We start from the raw sequence: 21,501 nt of genomic DNA on the forward strand, positions 1-21,501 counted from the left end.
TTTAAAGGTGGTTAATAATTGTGACACAGAAAGACTATCGTGTATTACTTTATTATAAATATATAGCTATTGAAGACCCTGTAGCATTCGCAGAGGAACATTTAGCAGTTTGTAAAGAAATCGGGCTTCTTGGTCGTATTTTAGTTGGATATGAGGGCATTAATGGAACGGTTTCAGGTACAGTCGAGCAAACTGATGCTTACATGAATCATATGAAGGCAGACCCTCGTTTTAGCGATATTATGTGGAAAATTGATGAAGTCGAAGGGCATGCCTTTAAAAAAATGCATGTGCGCCCTCGTAAAGAGGTTGTACACCTTGGTTTGAACGATGATATCAATCCTTTAGAAATAACAGGTGATTATTTATCTCCAAAGGAATTTATGGAACGTATGCAGGAGGATAATACGGTAGTTATTGATGCTCGTAATGATTATGAATATGACCTCGGACATTTCCGTGGTGCGGTGCGTCCAGATATTGAAAACTTCCGTGATCTACCAGCTTGGATGGAGGCTCATAAAGAAGATTTTGCTGATAAGAAAATTTTAACTTACTGCACAGGTGGTATTCGCTGCGAAAAATTCTCTGGCTGGTTAAAACGTGAAGGCTATGGAGAAAGTGTTGGTCAGTTACACGGTGGAATTGCCACGTATGCCAAAGACCCTGAAGTAAAAGGTCAACTATGGGATGGACAAATGTTTGTCTTTGATCGACGTCGTAGTGTACCGATTAATCAGGTGGAACATGTGATTGTCGGCAAGGATTTTTTCACTGGTGAACCGACAGAACGTTATACAAACTGCGCAAACCCTGAATGCCATAAATTAATGCTTTGCGAGGAAAAGCATGAGGCTTTCTATATGCGTAGCTGTTCAGACGAATGCCGCCGCGCAGAACGCAACTTCTTTGTTGAAGAGAATGGTTGGACAAAAGAGCAGATTGAGGAACAAATCGCGAAAATCGCTGAAGTTCAAAATCCTTCTTTATAAGTAAAAGGAGCATCATCCATTTGCGGTGATGCTCTTTCATATCCCAAAATATTTTAATATTTTACACTGGATCATCATCGAAAATTGGAGATAGCATTTTTAAACATAGTTGATTGGAGTGGAGGCTGGGCGACTCCTTGGGGATCAGCGATTTAGAGGAACGAAGGCTAAAACCATCACGTCCTGTGATAACGCCTTCGTGACCAACATCCTGTTGGCCCGAGACCCTGGAGCGAGCAACGCGAGTGAAGCGGCTCATCGGACGCCCCCAGGAAGCTCTGCTCTGCGCGAAAGCGAAGCGTCAGCGGCAAAGCGCCCAGCCGGAACGGAAATCAACCCCACGTTCGATGAGAGAAGTACTCTTTTTCGCCTGAGTAATCGTACATTTAAGCGAGCATTTCCCTCTCTCTAGAGCTTGCTAAATCTCACTTAAATTTGTCTTCATTCCTCTCTAGCCAAGTAACGCCCTACCTGTCTGCCACTAAATAAACAACCACCAACAAATGTCCCTTCTAAAGCACGGTAACCGTGTACACCGCCACCGCCAAAACCACTAACTTCCCCAGCTGCAAATAAACCCGGTATAGGCTGACTATCAATTCCTAACACTGCACCATTCAAATTTGTCTGTAAGCCTCCTAATGTTTTACGCGTTAAAATATTTAAACGTACCGCAATAAGTGGCCAATTGTGGGGATCTAATATTTTATGGGGCTTCGCAACGCGCACAAATTTATCACCAACATAGTTTCTTGCGCCATGAATAGCATTAACCTGTAAGTCCTTTGTAAATTTATTGTCCATTTCACGATCCCTTGCTAAAATTTGTTCTTTTATTTTGATAAAATCAAGAAGATCATTGCCAGCCAACTTGTTCATCCCTTCAATTAACTCTTTTAAATCATTAGCAATCACAAAATCCTCACCATGATTTTTAAATGCCTGAATTGGACCCGGTGCTCCTGGCAAAACACGTTTCAGAACATCACTAATACTTTTATTTGTTAAATCAGGATTTTGTTCAGAGCCTGATAATGCAAATTCTTTTTCAATAATTTTTTCAGTTAAAATAAACCACGAATAATCATAACCTGTTTTTTGAATTGCCTCTAATGTGCTTAACGTATCGAAACCCGGAAAATTTGGTGCTCCAAATCGATTGCCTTCTGCATCAAACCATAATGATGAAGGGCCAGGCAAAATTCGAATGCCATGATTTGGCCAAATAGGGTCCCAATTTTTCAAGCCTTCTGTATAATGCCACATGCGGTCTCGATTAACGATACGTCCCCCCGCATGCTCAGTAATTTCTAACATTCTGCCATCTACATAAGCAGGGACACCACTGACCATATTTTTTGGTGGTGTACCAAGTCGAGCAGGCCAATTTTTTCTGATTAAATCAAAATTTGCCCCTATCCCACCGCTCGCCACAATAACCGCTCCCGCTTCATAAGAAAATTCGCCAATCCCTAGCCTAGAGCTTTTTTCACCGCGAATTGCATAGCTTTCAGCCAACACAGTTCCACTAATCCCTGTAATCCTGCCATCTTGTTGAATAAACTCATCTACACGATGTCTTGGTTTAAAATCTATATATCCATCCTTTATGGCCTTTTTCACTTTTTCAGCAAAAGGCTTTACAATGCCTGGTCCAGTTCCCCAAACAATATGAAATCTAGGAACTGAATTTCCGTGGCCGCCTGCTAATGATCCACCACGTTCTGCCCAACCGACGACAGGGAAAAACTTAATACCTATAGACTTTAACCAACTATATTTTTCACCAGCTGCAAAATCTACATAAGCCTTGGCCCATTTATACGCCCACGAATCTTCATCCTCCAAGCGATCAAAGCCAGCCGTTCCTTGCCAATCTTGCCATGCAAGTTCTTTACTATCCTTAATACCAAGCCTTCTTTGCTCTGGTGAATTTACTAAAAATATACCGCCAAAGGACCAGAATGCCTGTCCTCCCATTGAATTTTCAGGTTCTTGATCTACTAAAACAATTTTTTTCTTTGCATCCGCTAACTCACAGGCAGCTACTAATCCTGCCAGTCCTGCACCGACAATTGCTACATCATACATCATTCTATACCCCCTAAAAATCAATCTTTCATTACTTACATTCTTCTCTAAAGGATCGTTTACCTTCTACACATTGTAAATTTGACGAAATTGTGACAAGAAAAAATGTTCGCTTTCTTCCACTAAACCAAGAAAGTTTCCATTCACGTAGTCCATTTAATCCCAATATATTTCCGTATAATTTTCGACCTCAAATATTTGTTAAACGCCCATGTAATCTGACTTAGCATCTATCAGTAGCGCTTTCATTGTCCTTTCCAAAAAGACGAACGATAATCGAATGAAAATATAATAAAGTTCGTTTTTAGTTACTTTCCAGACTTTTAAAGTCAAGTTTTTTAATCTTTTTCAGAAATATTGTTGACAAAGGTGAACAATAAGGATTATGATGTTAACAAATTTAATCACACGAAAATATAACGACGGAGACATGCTAGTCGCAAGAAAATCCAAAGAGAGCTGATGGTTGGTGTAAATCAGCGATTTCTACGATAATAGTTCCACTCCTGAATAGATAAGCCGAACATCTCCAAAGTAAGCTTATCCGTCACATGCACGTTACGCATATAGCTAAGACTGCTAGAAATCTTTCAAGCAGTGATTAAGGGTGGTACCGCGAACCAAATTTATTCAGCCTTTCGCCCCTTACAACACAATCTTTGTGTTTGTAAGGCGCGGAAGGCTTTTTTATTGTTTTTTATTCTAGAAAGGAGATTGTTTGCATGCTGTAAGATATTTAGTTTTACAAATTTCAGACTGTTTCGTATATAAAGAACACTAAAAAATTTTTATTAAAAGGAGCTAATTACAAATGACTACTGCAACTAAAACAATTAACGTATTTATCGCTGACCCACTAAGTGAAGATGGTATTTTCCCACTACGACAAGAACAAGATTTAGACTTAAATATCATTGTTGATACTGGTCTTGCACCTGAAGAATTAATCGCAAAAATTGCGGATGTAGATGTTTTACTAGTACGTTCTCAAACAACGGTAACACGTGAAGTAATTGAAGCGGCTAAAAACTTAAAACTTATCGGTCGTGCTGGAGTAGGTGTAGACAACATTGATCTAACTGCTGCAACTGAACATGGCATTATCGTCGTGAATGCACCAGACGGTAACACGAACTCTGCTGCTGAGCACACTATTGCCATGATGACTTCACTTGCTCGTCACATCCCACAAGCATTCAATACACTTAAAAACGGTAAATGGGATCGTAAATCTTATGTTGGGGTTGAGCTTAAAAATAAAACGCTAGGTGTTGTAGGCTTCGGTCGTATCGGTGTTGAAGTTGCTTATCGTGCAAAAGGTCAACGCATGAACGTTATGGCATACGATCCATTCCTAACAGATGAACGCGCTAAAGAGTTAGGGGTAACAAAATCAACAGTTGAAGAAATTTGTGCAGCTGCAGATTTCATTACAGTACACACACCACTTCTTCCTGAAACACGCAACCTTATTAACAAAGAAAAATTCGCTATGATGAAAGACGGCGTGCGAATCATCAACTGTGCACGTGGCGGTATTATCAATGAGGATGATTTATACGATGCAATCGTAGAAGGTAAAGTAGCAGGTGCTGCTCTTGACGTATTCGTATCTGAGCCAGCAACAGATCACAAGCTACTTACTTTACCACAAGTAATCGCAACACCTCACTTAGGTGCATCTACAATTGAAGCACAAGAGTCTGTAGCTGTGGACGTTTCAAACGACATCATTAAATTCTATAAAACAGGTACTGTAACTAACCCAGTAAACATGCCATCTATTCCAAAAGAGTTACTTGCACAAGTCGAGCCTTTCTTTGAATTAGCTGAAAAACTAGGTTCATTCTTATCTCAACTTACAACTGAGCCTGTAAAAGAAATCAACTTATCTTATGCTGGTGAAGTAGCAAATTATGATGTACGTCCATTAACGTCAAACGCTTTAAAAGGCTTATTAGCTAAAAACCACGGTAATCATGTGAATGACGTAAATGCTCGCTACTTATCTGAACGTATCGGTATGAAAATTAATGAGCATAAAACTACAACTGCTAAAGGCTTCACTAGCTTAATTACAATTGAAATTAAAACAGTGAACGAAACACACACAGTTGCTGGTACATTATTAAATGGTTTAGGTGCACGTATTGTTAAAGTTGAAGACTATGTTGTTGACGTTATTCCACAAGGTCACCTTCTTTACATTAAAAATACTGACAAACCAGGTGCGATCGGCCGTGTAGCAACAAAGCTAGCAGAAAAAGATGTGAACATCGCAACAATGCAAGTTGGTCGTGCACAAGTTGGCGGTACGGCTGTCATGATGCTAACAATTGACAATACTGTAACAGAAGAAGATCTAACATTCGTTGCAAAGCTTGAAAATATTGATGAAGTAAAAGCGATTAACCTATAATATTGATAATTTAATATATTGTATTAAATGACCTGAGTTCAACAGCTCAGGTCATTTTTTATTCACCTCGCAAAAAAATTTTATAAAAATCAAAACTATTTAAAAGAACTTTACGAATATATAAATGAGGCGATGAAAGTGATGTGATAATGGATGGATTTTGAAAGCCGATGGATAAGGCGTGTGCAGCAATCAGCTCATGAAGAGAGTGCTAATTTACTTGTTAAAAAATATTATAAAGAAATTTTCTCATTTGTTTATAAGCAAGTTTTGGACGAACAATTAGCTTTAGATTTGACACAGGAAATTTTCATACGCATGCTGCAGGCTATTACTAACTTTAATAAGAAGAAAGCCGCTTTTCGCACATGGCTTTATCGTATAGCTTCCAATCATTGCATCGATTATTTTCGCTCGAAATCGTATCAAGCTGGCCAGCTAACAAACTATGTAGAGGATCTTGAACTTATCGATGCAGTAGATATAGTAAATTACCTTATTAAAAAGGAAGATTTAGAGGAAGTAAATCTTTTACTTTATAAGTATGAAGTACAGACCCAGCAAATTCTTCGTTACAAACTGTTTTTAGAGCTGACTTTTCAAGAGATTGCAGGGCTTTTGAATTTGTCAGAATCGACGGTCAAGACAAGATATTATGCAGTGTTAAAAAAACTTAGAGAGGAAATGGAGGCTAACTTAAATGGAAAACAAAAAATGGACAATTCCGTATCCAACAGATGAAGAGATTGAACAGCAAGTTGCTTCTATTATCAAGCAAGGGCTACCAGTAAAACAAACCTTCATACATTTATTGCTTGACTTAAAGCGTCAAATTGGCTGGAAATATGTTTTCCTTAGCTATGGTGAGGCATTGTTTAGCGGACTTATAACGTTAATGATCTTCGGCTATATATGGCTAATAGCTGATGACATAGCAACGGAGTCTTTTATGTTGAATGGTATGTTCTTTATGCTCTCACCACTTGTTTTCCTAAGCTTAACAGCATATGCATATTATCAAAAACGGTCGAATAATACGTTTGAATTAGAAATGACGATGAAGTATACGGTCTTTCAGTTACTCGTATGCCGCATGCTTTTCTTTAGTGGAATAGCTATTTTAGTTAATATGTCATTTATCTTAATCTTATCATTTAAGGTGGAGATTGATATATTCCGACTGTTACTTCTATCTTTAACAGGGTTATTTCTATTCTCAACAGGCTTACTATTATCACTTTACAATGGACAGGTCTTCAATCGAAGCTTGGTATTTATCATAGCTTGGATATTAGGAAATACACTTTTACTTTTAACAGTAGGTCAACAGTATGCACGAATTTTAGACAACTTACCGATTGCAGTGTACAGTGTCTTACTTATTGGAGTACTAGCACTATACCTTTATTCATTTAAACGTTTAATGACAAAAAATCAGGAGGGAGTTTTTGAATGTTAGTCGTACAAGATGTAGGAAAAAAGTACGGGGATTTTACAGCATTGCATAATATAAATTTACAGTTTGACAATGGTATATACGGTTTACTCGCTCCAAATGGGGCTGGTAAGACAACTCTTATCAAAATGCTTGTAACATTGATTAGTCCAACAACTGGCGACATTTTTTATCAAGGACAACCTATTCAAATGCTTGGTCAATCATATCGTGAGCATGTTGGCTATTTACCTCAGCATTTTGGTTATTACAAACATTCTACACCAAAGCAATATTTAAGTTATTTGGCAGCATTAAAAGGGATGGACAAGCAAACCGTAGCCAGTCGAATTGATGAAGTACTCGATATGGTAGCACTTAGTGATGTGAAGAATAAAAAAATGCGAAAATTTTCAGGTGGGATGATTCAACGGGTTGGCATTGCACAGGCACTTTTAAGTGATCCCAAAATAATAGTGCTTGATGAACCAACAGCAGGGCTTGACCCAAAGGAACGTGCTCGCTTTAGACATTTGTTGTCAGAGCTTGCGCGTAACCGAATTATTATCATTTCGACCCATATTGTATCAGACATCGAATCTATTGCGAATGAAATTATCATGATAAAAAACAACGTCATTTCTTATAAAGATTCTGTTGCTAATATTTGCGCAACACTCTCAGGAAAAGTGTTTGAAACAACAATGACGTATGAGGACTTTACCGAATTCCGTAAAAGTTATGTGACACTGGCAGAAAAGCAAGAGCAAGGAAAGATGATTGTACGCTTTGTCGCTGATGAAAAAGCAGAATCATTCTGGAAGTCAGTTGAACCACAGCTCGAGGATGTATTTCTAGTGGAATATGCACATGAAAATACAAGTGGTGGTAACACATGAATATTACTTGGCTTGAAATGAAAAAAGCATTATTTTCACCAACCATTTTAATACTACTCGTGTTGTTTTCTATTTTTAATATTTTCACGATTATTAGTAATTCCTATGTAAGAGACGAATTAAAAATAGCAAATGACATTATTAAAAAGTACGGTGAAACCTTTAATGATGAAATCTTGAGTAAAATGCAGAAAGACTTGAATGCAGATGTTAAAAAACGTAATCCACAGTTTCAAGATGCCAATGTTTTTATCAATTCCATGAATGATGAAAAATATCAAAATTCTACTTTAGCTGAGCAACATGAAATTGATCGAATACATTTGATGCAATTATATATTAATCTTGGAAAGAGTTTAGATGAACGTTACGCTAAGCTTAATATCGAGACACTAAAGGAAGGAACAATTGCTGATTTCGGCTTAACAAACTGGGCGGCTGGCTTTGTATCGAGGGAATTCGATAAATTAAATAATCGCTTCACAGAAATGAAGGAAACTAAAGAATATAATAAGTGGTTTTTTGCAAGTGACTATCGAATGCATAGTGAATTATTTAAAAATCTTATAAAGAAAATCGCTATGGAAGGTGTAATACTAGTCGTACTTCTCACAGCTCTTATTACAAATTTTGAATTTGAACATCGAACACAGCTTGTAACATACGCAACGAAAAAAGGACGTCTATTGATGCGGCATAAACTAATAGCAAGCCTTTTAACGACTCTCCTTACCTTATTGCCGCTGTTCGGAATATCATTAATAACCTTTTTCATGGTATATGATTATTCTGGCGTTTGGACAGCACCTATTACCAGTGGCTTGAACTGGGAATATACGTGGCCACATATAACATGGTGGCCAATTGAGCTCTGGAAGTATTTATTATTAACAATTACTATACTTGTTATCACTTTACTTATTATCTCGCTCCTTACATTTTGCATAAGTACATTTTTAAGAAATAGTTATCTCTCTTGGATACTCTGTATATTAATTCTTGTGAGTATGTTTGTTGTACCTATGTTCTTCAGTGGTATGCCTACGTTATTGCTACTTATGCATTTTAATTTAACACTACTTTTACTCAATCCCCATATGTATTTTTCAGGTGTGTCCAATTTGATGATGTTTGAATATCATGAGGTTTGGACTTTAGTTTTATGGTGTCTCATTAGTTTACTTTGTGTAACATACGTACTCAGACGATTTAATAGAAAGGATATTGTGTAATATGCAGCTATTTTGGATGGAAATGAGGAAAATATTTTCGTGGAAGATTGTAGCGTTAATTGTATTTGTGAATGTACTTCTCTATTGGCTAGTGTTTGAGTTTAATATAACCTACTTTCCCAATGGTCGTCCTGCGGGAGATACATTTGCGATTGAGCAGCAACTGATTCCAAAGTATGGGGCAGAAATAGACGAAAAAGAATATAAAGAAATAGTAGCCATGTACGAGCAGGAGAAAAAGAAGGCAGATACATTTTTAGAACATGATCCGAAAGCTGTGGCGTTAGGTATTACAACATATGAAGCATTTAGTGATCCGGAGAATGAACAGCAGTCAGAGTATTTTAATGCTATTACTTTTCACAGCGAAGAGGATTTTCCATGGGTACTGCAAGCATGGGAACGTTTAATTGAAAGTTACCAACACCATGAAATATCACTTCAAGCAGAAATGGAACGCACATCCGGGGCACATCAGCAGCGCTTTAAGCAGTTATTGAATGACAGAAAGCATACGATATACTCTAACATTGTATTAGACAATTTCCAGAGAATTGCACAAAATTTATCTATTATTATCTTATTCAGCATCTCAATTCTGCTATCTCCTATTTATCTTAGGGACAAGGTAACATCTATTATTCCATTGCAATATACATCGAAAAAAGGACGAAGAATATTTTGGATAAAATGGCTTGCAGGGCTCGTCAGTGCAGTGTTTATAACAATTGTATTAATGATTATTTATTTAACTATGTATGCAACAAATAACACTTCTTCCCATTTCGACTTACCATTGTCTTCATTTTGCTGGGACTATTACTGGTACGATATGACGTTTTTCCAATATATCATTTTATCAATCGTGGCAATCTTTATAGCAGCTGTATTCTTAGGTATATTATCGATGGCAATTTCAACATTTGCTCGTAATACAATTGCATTGATTGGTATTCAGATTATTGTTATGTTCGGCATGATTGCTGGTGTCACGAATTATATGATTTCAGACATCATTTCGATTTGGCATCCAAAGTGGTTAACACCGATAGGATACATTTTCCTCATCGGTCTTACAATAATACTTACATTTTATGCTTGGCGACGTGAATCACGTAAAGATATTGTATAAACCTTGCTACTTTGCTACTGCTGAATTTTAATGCAAAATAAAAATAGCGTACTTTGCCATTTACGGCAAGTACGTTTTTTTTATTTTTTGGTAAAATGATACTTTTCAGAAAGTCACTCGTCTTTAAGAGAAAGGAGGTGCACATTTTGACGATTGAAGAGCTGTTTTACTTACATAATCAAACTATTTTTAAATACCTATATTACTTACTCAATGATGAGAAATTAGCGGAGGATTTCACACAAGAGACATTTGCCCGCTATTTAAAATATCAGCAGACAATCAAAGAAGATGCAGAGCTCGCTTGGCTTAGGAGTACTGCACGTAATCTAGCTTACGATCATTACCGCCGGAAAAGACTTATTCAATTTGTACCATTTTTAAACGTCCATGAAGAACTTGAGCTAACTTCACCACACCAATGGCTCATCCAGCAAGAAGATGCAAAGTCACTTTATCTTGCAATTAGTAGACTTAAGCTCACCTATCGAGATGTCATTATTTTACGTAAAATCGAGGGTTTATCCATTCAGGAAACTTGTGATGTTCTAGGCTGGAATGAAGGAAAAGTAAAAAACACATTAAAACGTGCACTTGTCGCATTGAAAAAGCAGCTTGGAGGTGAATTTGATGAAGAACAATGAGGAATCCTGGCAACATTTACGCGATCTCAAATTAACTAAGCAGCAGCAGGAAAAAATACTGCACAATATTACTACACCTACTACAATAGAAAAACGACCAATTAAAAAGTCTTGGAAAATTCCTGCAGTGTCCTTGCTATTTATCACAGTTCTTTCTATTTTAATGTTGTCCTTTATCCAAGGACCGGCTAACTCTCTACTGACAACAGATACAAACAAAACAATTGCTAAAGTCTATGTACACAGTAATGAAAACAAAGAAACTTTTATTGCAAAAGCTTCATGCCTTTATGTACCTCAGGAATGCTATACAAATAAGCAACTTTTAAGTCAGCTACAAGAACAAATGGGACATGCACCTTCCGTTGCAGTAACAGCTCAACAGTGGGAAGCTAATGGTTACTTTAAACCTCAAGATGTGTTGATTGTCTATTCTGATGGAACTCAAGAGAAATGGAAGGTGCTTAATAATGATACTTTCTTTAATGTCGTAACAAAACAAGCAATTCAATTCGACAATGCATTTAATTCATTTGAATACTACTATGATGATAAACGTTCAATCAAGATTATTTTTGGAAATATCTTTGTCTTGCTTATGCATTTCACACTATGGCTTGCAAAAAAAAGAATGCCTCATATTGAACGACGTTTTGTTGCGGCTACAGTTGAACATGCAATAGCCAACGCTATTATGCTAGTCTTGTTTGCAGGTATTTTATTTGCTATCTATTTACTAATGCATTCCATACACACTACGATTATATATGGCTTATTTACGCTCTACTCTATTATGCAAATTTATTATCGTAAAAAAGCAGGTGAGCCTCGAGGTTACCTAGTAGCAAGTGCCGTTGTTCAACTATGTATTGCATTAGCTTTTTCATTGCTATATCTTGCATATTATATACACTACTAGCTGTTCAATAAGTTATTGGACAGCTTTTTTCACAAAAAAAGTATCCCAGAACATTTCTGAGATACCACCTCCGAATCAGGCCAACGCTAGCCCTCACTTCAACGCTATACAAATATTTTTCGCTTCCGTGAAGAATTCTAAGCTATGGTGACCGCCTTCACGCCCTATGCCAGAGAGTGGCGACTTCTGCGGGATGAGCTTGCGCTAAAAGCCCCATTGGACCGTAGTAACTTTTGTCCGACAAGCAAAAAATGTACTGATCCTTTGATGAATCAGTACATTTTTGCTTATAGCTTATTTACAAGTTCTAATAATGCAGTTAAAGAATCAACCTCATATGTTGGAGTGACAACGCCATTCGGTACATTATTTTCACGATTTATCCAAACGTTGCGCATACCAACACGGGATGAGCCTAAAATATCAGTATTTAAGTTATCTCCAACCATGATTGCATCATCTGCAGTAATACCTGCTTTCTCCATTACATGTTCGAAAATAGAGGCATCTGGTTTCCCTTTACCAAAGTCTCCAGAGATGATAATATGGTCAAAATATGGCGCGATTTCTGGTGTTATTTCTAGCTTTAAATTTTGTAAACTTGGTGCTCCATTTGTCAGTAATACGAGTTGATACTTTCCTTTCAGCTTATCTAGCACATCAAAAGTATCTTCATATAAGAATGGTGATACTTTTCGCTCTGCGACAAAGCGCTCCCCTAGCTCCGCCCCTAGTTGTGCATCATCAATGCCAAGAGCTGCTAAACCTTTTGTCCATGCTTCTGTACGATAGCCTGGTACGATATTTTTCATTTTTTGGAAAGAATCTGTTGGATCATCAAATGTTCCCCAAAGTCCTTCGAATGGGTTAATGCCGATTAACACCGTATAATCATATGTTTCATAGCCTTCGTAAAGTACACGTGCTTCTTTACGCACAGATTCCTCTAGCTCAGCTGGATTTACATTATGTATAGTTGCTGCATATTCACACGTTTTCTCAAATGCTGTTTTGACGGATTTTTTATCCCATAATAGCGTATCGTCTAAATCAAAAATAATTGTGTTAATTGACATTGTGTCAGCTCCTAGCTTCCTATTAGTATAATTATTTTAGCATATATTCAAAATATTTAGCATAGCGTTTTAGGCTTTTCTCATCCCATAACGTACGGTTGATTTCCGTTGCGGCTGGGCACTTTGTTGCTGTCGCTTCGCTTTCGCGCAGAGCAGAGCTTCCTGGGGGCGTCCGATGAGCCCCAAGGAGTCGCCCAGCCTCCACTCCAATCAACATATTACATGGTATCCATTTTAACAAATGCCATCCGCCACTTTTATTGATTAGCCTAATCCTAGCCTATTCTTCATTCTATAACTATTGATTTTTCTTACGTAATCTATCCATTAAGCTTTGTATTTCGGCCCTTTTCTGCTCAGTTTCTTCTTTTAAAATTTCAATTTGATAGATGCCATCAATTTCTTCAATTAGCACGCGATCACCAACCTGTACTGGTTTATTCATGGCAGACTGTAAAATGATTAACTGTTCCTCTTCCTCTGGGTACTTCAAAAAAACTGCATATCCATCTTCAATACGGTCTAAGGTGTATTTAGTCGAGTTCACTAACGATATCCCCTTTCGCATTACGTAATTGCGCAGCATCCCCATCATTCAGCCAAATCTGTTTCTTTGTCCATTTTAAATAGTTTTGACCGTCTCGTGCATTTGAGCCACTTGTGACATAAATCGTTTTCCCTGGCTGCAATGTCACATTGGGAAAGTTAAAAACTTGATTCCCTTCAATCGATATAAGCTGCCAATCTTTTAAGGACACTGCTTCTTTACCATTATTTTTAATGCCTACAACTTCTTCTATTAAGTCCTTACTAACAATCTCAACACTTGTACTAGTTGTTGCTGGTGCTGAGGCACTTGTTTGTGGTGTTGAGACACTTGGTGGAGACCATTCCTTCGAATTCACGTCATAGTCTACCCCATCTGTTGATACGATAACAGTTCCCGCTTCTGCAGTAGAGTAAATTTCACTGCCAATTGCTTGTAATCGCTCAACTACTTCAGCATGAGGATGACCGTACTTATTGCCCTCTCCATAGCTTAAAATTGTCACTTCAGGATGTACTTTCTGAATGAACTCCGCAGAGCTACTCGTGTTAGAGCCATGATGACCTGCCTTTAAGATCGTTGCTTTCACATCGCCCTGCATCATCTCTTTTTCTAACGCTACTCCCGCGTCGGCTGTTAATAAAAATGATACATTACCATAAGCAAGCTTTAAGACAATGGAAGCATCATTATTATCTGTTGCATTTTCATTGGCGTTTAACACCTTCACATTAATATCATCATCAAACGCTATACTATCACCTGTTTTTGGAACATTATAAGGAATATTCTTCGTATCAATAAGTGTCAGCATCTCTTCAAAGGTTTGAGATGTATGTACCTTCCCTGAATCATAAAATTGTCCGATATCTATCGAATTTAACACAGGAATTAAACCACCAATATGGTCTGCATCAGGATGGGTAGCGACCACTATATCGAGCTTGTTCACGCCAAGCTCCTTCAAATAAGAAACAACCTTTTGACCAGCACCTTTAACGCCCCCATCAACAAGCATTGTCTTGCCGTTTGGTGATTCAATAAAAATCGAATCTCCTTGTCCTACATCAATAAAATGTACACGCATTTCATGTCCTGCAGTGACGGATACTTTCTCCGTATTTAATGTCTCCGTACAGCCTGCTAATAAAAAAATACAAAGGAGCACTACTATTAATTTTTTCATTTACTAACTTCCTTTCTATTTTTCTATTATACAAAAAAGAGAGCTACCCATGGGCTGCTCTCTATGTCTAATCAATTATGCCTCGGCACAATTGCGTTCAGATTCGGTTTTGTACTTGCACATTGAGATACCCGCTGAAAATTAATTTAAAATCTGATTCATCTCACCACCTAAAGAGATGGGAGATTTCTATATCTGTCGCTTTTGCTTTCGTTATATAAAAAATTGCTGAAAGAAGTTAAACTAAAATCCACCATAAGATCATTGTTACGACAATAGTGACTAGCCCTTGTAGTAAGGTTGCAACTGTTTGCGCTTTGTATGCTTGTGTCACTTCCATTCCGCTATACTGTGTAATCACCCAGAAGAAACTATCATTGACATGGCTAACTGTCATTGCCCCAGCACCTATCGCCATGACTACTAATGCTAACGGTATCGCTCCTCCAATTCCAAGTGTGGCTAGCATTGGTGCTACAAGTGTAGATGTAATAACAAGTGCTGTCGTTGAAGACCCCTGAGCTGTTTTCAATGCTGCTGCTACGATAAATGGCACAATGAGGAATAGGCTTCCTGAAGCAAACATGCCTAAATCCATTTCTTGCAGCATTTCACCAACACCAGCATTTTTTATTACTGTACCAAATGAACCACCTGCTCCAGTAATTAATAAAATAGGAGCTGCTTCTTTTAAACTTTCACCAATCCAACCAGTTAACGTATTTTCACTAATTTCTGGTAATAACAAAGATGCTGCTAAGACACCTAAAAATAAAGCAACTGTTGGAGATCCTAGAAATCTGAAAATCGCATTTAATGTTGATTCTGGATCACCAACTAATGCAGCAATCGAACCAATACCAATTAATACGATAGGTAGTACAATAGGTAAAAATGCTTTAAACGTTGATGGCATTTTACCAAAAGATTTTATGACTTCCTCATAATCTAATGCTTCTACTTCATCTTCTGGTACGCGAATTTTTGTCGCTACTTTCACCGACCATAAATACCCTACAAATGTTGCTGGAATCGCTACTATCAACCCGATAACAATAACTGTTCCTAAATAATCTGATGCACCGATATTTCCAGCTGCTGCAATTGGCCCTGGTGTTGGCGGTACTAATACATGAGTAGCGAAAAGCCCTGTCGCTAAAGCTACAGCCATCGAGGCAATTGTTACATTAGCACGCTTAGCTAAAGATTTCTGTAAGCTCGATAAAATAATAAAGCCTGAATCACAAAAGACTGGGATAGAGACGATATAACCGATTAATGACATTGCTAATTGAGGACGCTTTGGACCAACAACTCGTAATACCACTTCTGCCATTCGATAAGCGGCCCCTGATTTTTCTAATATTAAACCAATTATTGTACCTGCTATAATAACTAAACCGATGCTTGTCATTAACCCACCAAAGCCGGTGTTAATGCTTTCAACCACTGTTAATAAAGGCAAACCCGAAACAATTCCAACAAAGAATGCGCTTATTAATAATGCCAAAAATGGATGAAGCTTTAACTTTGCTGTTCCAAATACAACAAACAATACCCCTATTAAAATAATGATGAACAACATTTACTCATCCCCCATTTGTACGTAATACTCAAATATCCTTTTTGTTTTTAGACGAATAAATTCATAAGGCTTTTGCATTGCCTGCTGAACACTAATCTTCTCATCTACTAATGACTCAACAACATTAAAGTAGTTTAGTAGCGCAGGTTTATCAATTTCATCAATAGCCCCTGACAACAAAATAGCCTGTGCATTTGCTAATTTTGCTACCTTCGCTACCCCTAAAGGCGCCTTTCCATGCAATGTTTGACAATCTGATTTGCCTTCACCTGTAATAACAAACCCAGCACCTTCTAAATGTTTTTTTAGCTGCACTGCATCAATTACAATATCAATACCCGCATGAAAACTACCGTTTAAAAAGGCTACTAATGCACCTCCCATTCCCCCTGCCGCACCCGCCCCTTTGAAGTCATGTAGTCGAATGCAAAACTGTTTTTCAATAATATCTGCAAACCGCTTTAGACAGCTATCAAAATAAGCTATTTGATGCTCCTTCACACCTTTTTGAGGTCCAAAAATAGCCGTTGCCCCACGATCTCCAATTAGTGGATTGTCTACATCACATGCAATAATAAATTGCGTTTCATTCAATCGAGCATCTAGCTGACTAGCATCAATTAAAGCTAAATCTAATAGTGATGACACCCCCTCGGAAATTAAAGTGCCGTCTTCTTTTTTTAATTGGAGTCCAAGTGCCTTTAACATACCTACACCAGCATCATTTGTAGCACTGCCGCCAATTCCGATAATAAACTTCCTAAATCCTGCATCAAGAGCAGCCTTTATAAGCTGTCCCGTTCCATATGTTGATGCAAGTTCAGGATTTTTTTCGTTGTCCTGTAACAGCATAATACCGGATGCTTGAGCCATTTCAATTACACATGTTTCATTATCACCAAGTACACCATATCTTGCTTCAATCTCTCTCCCCAATGGGTCAAGTACATATTGTGAAATATATCGACCATCCGTTGAGGCGATAAGTGATACTAGTGTACCTTCTCCACCGTCTGCAACGGGGAGAATAATTGTTTCAATCGATTGATCAACGTCCATGATTCCTGCCTGCATTGCATTAGCCACCTCGATGGCCGATAAAGTGCCCTTATAGGAATCTGGACTAATAACGACTTTCATTTTATACCTCCATAGTTCTTTCTGTAACACAATTAAGTTAAGCGCTTACATTTATTATAATGACAATAAATTCAGAAAACATTATAATGAATGTATAAATTAGCTGTAATATAACAGATGTTTATTATGCGAGGTGTATAAACATATTAACGAAAAAATTAGCAGAAGATATCGTACATCAAACAATGTTACGATTACGTCGCAACATTAATGTCATTAGTCCAACCGGTGCCATTTTAGCTTCTGGCGATAAAATGAGAGTTGAGAATATTCATGAAGGCGCACTCTATGTTGCCAAAAACAAGGAGACGCTTATTATTAATGAGGACAATATAGACCAGTATCCAAACACTAGGCCTGGCATTAATATGCCTATCATGTATCAGGATGATGTCATTGGTGTTATTGGGATTACAGGGGATTCTGAGGACATACTAGAAATCGCCAACCTTGTCCAATTAACGACAGAAATCATGGCACATCAAGCCATTATCGAATCAAAAAGTGAATGGCTTAGAAAAAATAATGACTACATATTTGAAGCACTAGTTCATGGTAGCAAGCTAGATGCGGCATTACAGGAACGGATCCATAAGCTGCCATTTCCACTAGTAGCACCTTTTCAAATCCTACTAGTAAGCTTAGATGAACCCTTATACACAGAGAATAGCATCCCTTTCTTTCTAGAAGATCTATTTTATAAGCAGCCTATACTTTCAGGTTATAGTCAGCTACATGAATACTATATTCTGTTAACAAGTTGTGAGGACAATACACAGCAGCAAATAATGAAGGCATTGCGAAAAAAGCAACAAAAACTACATTCCTTACAAATCGGAGTTGGTCCAACCGTCCAACATTTATCTCAGTTACCTCATAGCTATCATGGTGCTAAAACGGCACTAAAGTTTGCCTTGATTAATAAAGAAATCACTTATTTTGAAGATATAGAGTTATTCTCTCTTTTTAAAAATCAAGATTCGGAGGCGATTCGAGCATTCCATCAACGCGTTCTCAAAAGCATGAATGCAAAGCAACTTGAAACATTACAAGCTTTTTTTAATTGTAATTTACAGCTTAAGCTCTGCTCCCAACAGTTAAATATTCATCGCCATACGCTCACCTATAGACTAAATAAAATTAGAGAGCTAACAGGCTACGATCCTCAATATTTTGAAGATGCTGTTATATTAAAAATGGCGTGTGATTTAAGAAAATTATAACGAGATTTTATCGGAATGTTTTTTAATTTTATCGGAACATTTTGTGGTTTTATCTTTATCGAAACATTATCGCGATTTATCGGAATAAAAGAGGCAATCTGAACACCACGTCAGATTGCCATCATTTTTTATGCCTTATATAATTCGTCTAAAAACTCTATTTTTTTACCAATTGCCTCTTCAAATGTCATGATGTAGGCAGCAGGATCTTTTGGATTGTGGAACTGCGTAATCTTCCCTGTTTCAGGATGTACAAATTTAGAGGATGCTCCGCAGCCAATCCCTAATATTGTCTGTACTTCTTCCATTATGACAATATTATAGATACTTTCTTCACCAGCTTTACTGTAGCCGACATTTTCTAAATTACCTAAAATGTTTTTTTGACGATATAAATAGTATGGTACATAATCATTTTCCTTCGTCCATACTTGTGCCATATGCATCATTTGTGCAACAGTATCACGGTCTGCTACCTTGTACTTATCCTTATTACGTGTCATTTCCGATGCACGTTTAAATGATAATGTGTGAACTGTTAGCGATTCTGGCTGCATTTTTGCAGATTCATCTAATGAATGCTGGAACTCTTCAATTCCTTCATTCGGTAAACCAATAATTAAATCCATATTAATGTTATTCATGCCTGATTCACGTGCTAACCAAAACTTATCAATTGTTTCCTGTACCGTATGATGACGACCAATTGCTTTAAGTGTTTCATCTGTATACGATTGTGGATTAACACTTATACGGTCAATGCCCCATTTTTTTAACACGTCTAGTTTTTCAGGTGTAATCGTATCAGGTCTGCCCGCTTCGACAGTTACTTCACGGATTGTTTCAGAATGCGGGAAGGACTCATGCATCGTTTGATACAATGCATCCATTTCATGGGCCTCAATAGATGTCGGTGTACCACCACCCCAATAAATGGACGTGATTTTCATATTATTTTCCTTCAGCCATTTCCCCATTTCACGTAATTCAATATGCAGCCCATCTAAAAATGTAGCAACACGCCCTTGTTTTCGATTGCTGCCAATCGCATAGGCTGGGAACGTGCAATAGGCACATTTAGTCGGGCAGAAAGGAATGCCTATATAAATGCTTATTTCTTTACCGATTTCATCTATATCAGGAATCGTCACTAACTGACGAGCCACTATTTCTTTTAGTAGCGCTACCTTTTCTTCTGACAGACGGAAATCACGAATAAGAATATCTGCAATTTCTTCCTCACTCTTCCCGGCTTTTCGGAATTTATGGTAAAGCTTAGTTGGACGCACACCCGTTAAAATTCCCCATTGCTGATGCATTCCAGTATGTTGCTCTAATACATCTAAAAATACGTGAGACAAAGCACGCTTCATACGAATATTTAGCTCACGTCCTTCAGCCTCAGTTTCATATTGAATACGGTAATCATTCGTATAACGCTTACTTTCCACTTCTAAAACGGCTTTTGTAGATATTGAGAAATCAACCCCAACGTTATATTCGAATGACACTGTCATATCTGTTCCTTCAGACTCTACTCTTAACTTAGAATCCTCAAAAAATAAATTCGCAATATGATTTAATACGCGAATCCAATCTTCAGGATATTTTTGATTTATGTGAATAATTTTCATTTTCTTCGCTCTTTTCTCTCAAAATTACAGTACCAATAGTTTAACAAATTTTTATAACGTTAAGCAAAGCCAGAAATAATAACAGAACATTCTGTCTAATGATACAAAAAATCCATTTTGAAAAAATTAATCAAAATGGATTCTTATCTTTTAATTATCTATAGCCGCATTTGTTTTGAATTTTTCTTCTTTTAGTTTAAGAATTTTTCTTAATTCCATACTTACTTTCTCCAAGCCTTCCATATCGGGTATAAAATAAGAAACTTTACCGATATACTGATCTTCTCCTTTTATTTCTAACGTTTTCGTAGTTATGTTTTTGGAATTCAAATATTGCTTTTGGAGTGCGTAAATTTCATTAGTGTTTAAATCTGTTTCTACGTTTTTTCCTAAAATATCTGCTATTTGACCAATTTTGAATATTGTATTCGTCGATTTTGCTTGATTAATCGTTTCAGTCAAAAATTGTCTTTGTCTCTCTTCGCGTGAGTATGAAGCATTAACAGGTCTATATCTCATTCTTACAAATGCAAGTGCCTCTTCCCCATTTAAATGTGCCTCTCCTTTATGAAATTCTATCCTTTGTTTTCTATCGTAAATATTATCTTCCCAGAAATCCTCTTTTACATCTATTGTAACTCCACCTAAAGCATCGACAATATCTCTAAAGCCATCAAAGTTTACTGCAATAAAGTTATCTATCGGTATATTAAGGAATTTTTCAACTGTCTCTAATTGCAGTTTAATTGCCCCATAGCCTGTAATTGATCCGTAATTATAAGCGGCATTGATTTTATGTATACCTGTATATTCCCCAGCATTCTCTATTTTAACTCTTGCATCCCGAGGTACTGTAATTAAGTTTATTTCAGATTTATCCGGATCCAAAGTAATGACCATTTGAGTATCCGCTCGACCATCCTTCTCCTTACTTGAATAATTTTCAACACCTAATAATAGAATTGAGATTGGATCTTTCGTAAAGGAAACATCCTCTTCCCTAAGTTCTGATTTATTTCCTGCTCTATTTAAATCAACCTTTGAACTATCATAGGCATTTTTAAATTTAACAAACGCATAAGCTCCGTAACTAGTGACGGTTAATAGTGAAATTACAATTACTAGGAAGGTTATTTTTATAACTTTATTTTTAGGTTTCGCTTTTTTAGAGCTTCTTGTTTTTCTTTCCAAATTAAATCCTCTCTTCTATTTGAATTCCTGAAGTAAAGTCATTCTCTCCGTTAATTAAGACGCTGTTTGTCCTTTCAAGTTTCCTATAATGAATATTTTTGGAAATTAAATTCTAAAAATCCCCATAAAGGTAAATCTACCTTTATGGGGATTTTT

At 37.1% G+C, this 21,501-nt stretch carries 19 protein-coding genes and 1 other annotated feature; of the genes, 10 read left to right on the plus strand and 9 right to left on the minus strand.

What is annotated here, in order from left to right:
• Positions 1 to 20: 20 nt before the first annotated feature.
• Positions 21 to 992, plus strand: coding sequence for an oxygen-dependent tRNA uridine(34) hydroxylase TrhO (trhO, locus tag ABH966_RS18510; protein WP_370080921.1), 972 nt, complete (start codon positions 21 to 23; stop codon positions 990 to 992).
• Positions 993 to 1,053: 61 nt separating this feature from the next.
• Here trhO and ABH966_RS18515 read toward each other — a convergent pair whose 3' ends face one another.
• Together ABH966_RS18515 and ABH966_RS18520 are read right to left on the minus strand one after the other, a co-directional pair.
• The gene (locus ABH966_RS18515; protein ID WP_370080923.1) at positions 1,054 to 1,251 is read right to left on the minus strand and encodes a hypothetical protein; all 198 of its coding nucleotides are present in this window, start codon (positions 1,249 to 1,251) and stop codon (positions 1,054 to 1,056) included.
• A 182-nt stretch (positions 1,252 to 1,433) separates the two neighbouring features.
• Positions 1,434 to 3,086, minus strand: coding sequence for an FAD-binding dehydrogenase (locus ABH966_RS18520; RefSeq protein ID WP_370080925.1), 1,653 nt, complete (start codon positions 3,084 to 3,086; stop codon positions 1,434 to 1,436).
• Positions 3,087 to 3,493: 407 nt separating this feature from the next.
• Positions 3,494 to 3,732 (plus strand) — a binding site (T-box leader).
• A gap of 162 nt (positions 3,733 to 3,894) precedes the next feature.
• Here ABH966_RS18520 and serA point away from each other — a divergent pair.
• From serA to ABH966_RS18560, 8 genes are all read left to right on the plus strand, one after another.
• On the plus strand, positions 3,895 to 5,502 hold the full coding sequence (gene serA / locus ABH966_RS18525) for a phosphoglycerate dehydrogenase (protein ID WP_370080927.1): 1,608 nt from the start codon (positions 3,895 to 3,897) through the stop codon (positions 5,500 to 5,502).
• 153 nt (positions 5,503 to 5,655) lie between these two features.
• Entirely contained in the window at positions 5,656 to 6,243 is a 588-nt protein-coding gene (locus tag ABH966_RS18530; RefSeq protein WP_370080929.1) for an RNA polymerase sigma factor, read from the plus strand.
• Positions 6,203 to 6,961, plus strand: coding sequence for a hypothetical protein (locus ABH966_RS18535; protein ID WP_370080931.1), 759 nt, complete (start codon positions 6,203 to 6,205; stop codon positions 6,959 to 6,961). Before ABH966_RS18530 ends, ABH966_RS18535 begins: the two co-directional genes overlap by 41 nt.
• Positions 6,955 to 7,836, plus strand: a complete 882-nt coding sequence (locus tag ABH966_RS18540) for an ABC transporter ATP-binding protein (RefSeq protein ID WP_370080933.1) — start codon at positions 6,955 to 6,957, stop codon at positions 7,834 to 7,836. The genes ABH966_RS18535 and ABH966_RS18540 overlap by 7 nt, the downstream gene beginning before the upstream one ends.
• Complete coding sequence (locus tag ABH966_RS18545; protein ID WP_370080935.1) at positions 7,833 to 9,068, plus strand: ABC-2 transporter permease; 1,236 nt, start codon at positions 7,833 to 7,835, stop codon at positions 9,066 to 9,068. The genes ABH966_RS18540 and ABH966_RS18545 overlap by 4 nt, the downstream gene beginning before the upstream one ends.
• A gap of 1 nt (position 9,069) precedes the next feature.
• The gene (locus tag ABH966_RS18550; protein WP_370080937.1) at positions 9,070 to 10,200 is read left to right on the plus strand and encodes an ABC transporter permease; all 1,131 of its coding nucleotides are present in this window, start codon (positions 9,070 to 9,072) and stop codon (positions 10,198 to 10,200) included.
• Between the two features lie 146 nt (positions 10,201 to 10,346).
• Positions 10,347 to 10,844 (plus strand): RNA polymerase sigma factor, encoded by a 498-nt coding sequence (locus ABH966_RS18555; protein ID WP_370080939.1) that lies wholly within the window; start codon positions 10,347 to 10,349, stop codon positions 10,842 to 10,844.
• Entirely contained in the window at positions 10,831 to 11,763 is a 933-nt protein-coding gene (locus ABH966_RS18560; RefSeq protein ID WP_370080941.1) for a hypothetical protein, read from the plus strand. The genes ABH966_RS18555 and ABH966_RS18560 overlap by 14 nt, the downstream gene beginning before the upstream one ends.
• Positions 11,764 to 12,050: 287 nt before the next feature.
• Here the strand turns inward: ABH966_RS18560 and ABH966_RS18565 are convergent, their stop codons facing one another.
• The 5 genes from ABH966_RS18565 to ABH966_RS18585 all read right to left on the minus strand — a co-directional run bounded on the left by ABH966_RS18565 (position 12,051) and on the right by ABH966_RS18585 (position 17,297).
• Positions 12,051 to 12,839: an HAD family hydrolase gene (locus ABH966_RS18565; RefSeq protein ID WP_370080943.1), complete on the minus strand. Its 789-nt coding sequence runs from the start codon at positions 12,837 to 12,839 to the stop codon at positions 12,051 to 12,053.
• A 298-nt stretch (positions 12,840 to 13,137) separates the two neighbouring features.
• Positions 13,138 to 13,386 carry a DUF3006 domain-containing protein gene (locus ABH966_RS18570; protein WP_370080945.1) on the minus strand — a complete coding sequence of 83 codons (249 nt, stop codon included), beginning with the start codon at positions 13,384 to 13,386 and terminating at the stop codon, positions 13,138 to 13,140.
• On the minus strand, positions 13,373 to 14,572 hold the full coding sequence (locus ABH966_RS18575) for an MBL fold metallo-hydrolase (RefSeq protein ID WP_370080947.1): 1,200 nt from the start codon (positions 14,570 to 14,572) through the stop codon (positions 13,373 to 13,375). The genes ABH966_RS18570 and ABH966_RS18575 overlap by 14 nt, the downstream gene beginning before the upstream one ends.
• A gap of 238 nt (positions 14,573 to 14,810) precedes the next feature.
• Complete coding sequence (locus tag ABH966_RS18580) at positions 14,811 to 16,157, minus strand: GntP family permease (RefSeq protein ID WP_370080949.1); 1,347 nt, start codon at positions 16,155 to 16,157, stop codon at positions 14,811 to 14,813.
• Complete coding sequence (locus ABH966_RS18585) at positions 16,158 to 17,297, minus strand: glycerate kinase (RefSeq protein ID WP_370080951.1); 1,140 nt, start codon at positions 17,295 to 17,297, stop codon at positions 16,158 to 16,160.
• Between the two features lie 143 nt (positions 17,298 to 17,440).
• Here ABH966_RS18585 and ABH966_RS18590 point away from each other — a divergent pair, with 143 nt between their 5' ends.
• On the plus strand, positions 17,441 to 18,520 hold the full coding sequence (locus ABH966_RS18590) for a CdaR family transcriptional regulator (protein ID WP_370081049.1): 1,080 nt from the start codon (positions 17,441 to 17,443) through the stop codon (positions 18,518 to 18,520).
• 128 nt (positions 18,521 to 18,648) lie between these two features.
• Here ABH966_RS18590 and ABH966_RS18595 read toward each other — a convergent pair whose 3' ends face one another.
• Together ABH966_RS18595 and ABH966_RS18600 are read right to left on the minus strand one after the other, a co-directional pair.
• Positions 18,649 to 20,154, minus strand: a complete 1,506-nt coding sequence (locus tag ABH966_RS18595) for a coproporphyrinogen III oxidase (RefSeq protein ID WP_370080953.1) — start codon at positions 20,152 to 20,154, stop codon at positions 18,649 to 18,651.
• A 150-nt stretch (positions 20,155 to 20,304) separates the two neighbouring features.
• Positions 20,305 to 21,345 carry an LCP family protein gene (locus ABH966_RS18600; RefSeq protein ID WP_370080954.1) on the minus strand — a complete coding sequence of 347 codons (1,041 nt, stop codon included), beginning with the start codon at positions 21,343 to 21,345 and terminating at the stop codon, positions 20,305 to 20,307.
• Positions 21,346 to 21,501: the final 156 nt, after the last annotated feature.

The organism is Lysinibacillus sp. RC46, assembly GCF_041262385.1.
In the GTDB taxonomy this organism is placed as follows: Bacteria; Bacillota; Bacilli; order Bacillales_A; family Planococcaceae; genus Lysinibacillus.

Bases quoted from the DNA above. Each gene is read 5' to 3' on its own strand.
- ABH966_RS18515 (WP_370080923.1), bottom strand. From the start codon at position 1,251: ATGAGCCGCTTCACTCGCGTTGCTCGCTCCAGGGTCTCGGGCCAACAG.
- ABH966_RS18520 (WP_370080925.1), bottom strand. From the start codon at position 3,086: ATGATGTATGATGTAGCAATTGTCGGTGCAGGACTGGCAGGATTAGTA.
- serA (WP_370080927.1), top strand. From the start codon at position 3,895: ATGACTACTGCAACTAAAACAATTAACGTATTTATCGCTGACCCACTA.
- ABH966_RS18530 (WP_370080929.1), top strand. From the start codon at position 5,656: ATGGATTTTGAAAGCCGATGGATAAGGCGTGTGCAGCAATCAGCTCAT.
- ABH966_RS18535 (WP_370080931.1), top strand. From the start codon at position 6,203: ATGGAAAACAAAAAATGGACAATTCCGTATCCAACAGATGAAGAGATT.
- ABH966_RS18540 (WP_370080933.1), top strand. From the start codon at position 6,955: ATGTTAGTCGTACAAGATGTAGGAAAAAAGTACGGGGATTTTACAGCA.
- ABH966_RS18545 (WP_370080935.1), top strand. From the start codon at position 7,833: ATGAATATTACTTGGCTTGAAATGAAAAAAGCATTATTTTCACCAACC.
- ABH966_RS18550 (WP_370080937.1), top strand. From the start codon at position 9,070: ATGCAGCTATTTTGGATGGAAATGAGGAAAATATTTTCGTGGAAGATT.
- ABH966_RS18560 (WP_370080941.1), top strand. From the start codon at position 10,831: ATGAAGAACAATGAGGAATCCTGGCAACATTTACGCGATCTCAAATTA.
- ABH966_RS18565 (WP_370080943.1), bottom strand. From the start codon at position 12,839: ATGTCAATTAACACAATTATTTTTGATTTAGACGATACGCTATTATGG.
- ABH966_RS18575 (WP_370080947.1), bottom strand. From the start codon at position 14,572: ATGAAAAAATTAATAGTAGTGCTCCTTTGTATTTTTTTATTAGCAGGC.
- ABH966_RS18580 (WP_370080949.1), bottom strand. From the start codon at position 16,157: ATGTTGTTCATCATTATTTTAATAGGGGTATTGTTTGTTGTATTTGGA.
- ABH966_RS18585 (WP_370080951.1), bottom strand. From the start codon at position 17,297: ATGAAAGTCGTTATTAGTCCAGATTCCTATAAGGGCACTTTATCGGCC.
- ABH966_RS18595 (WP_370080953.1), bottom strand. From the start codon at position 20,154: ATGAAAATTATTCACATAAATCAAAAATATCCTGAAGATTGGATTCGC.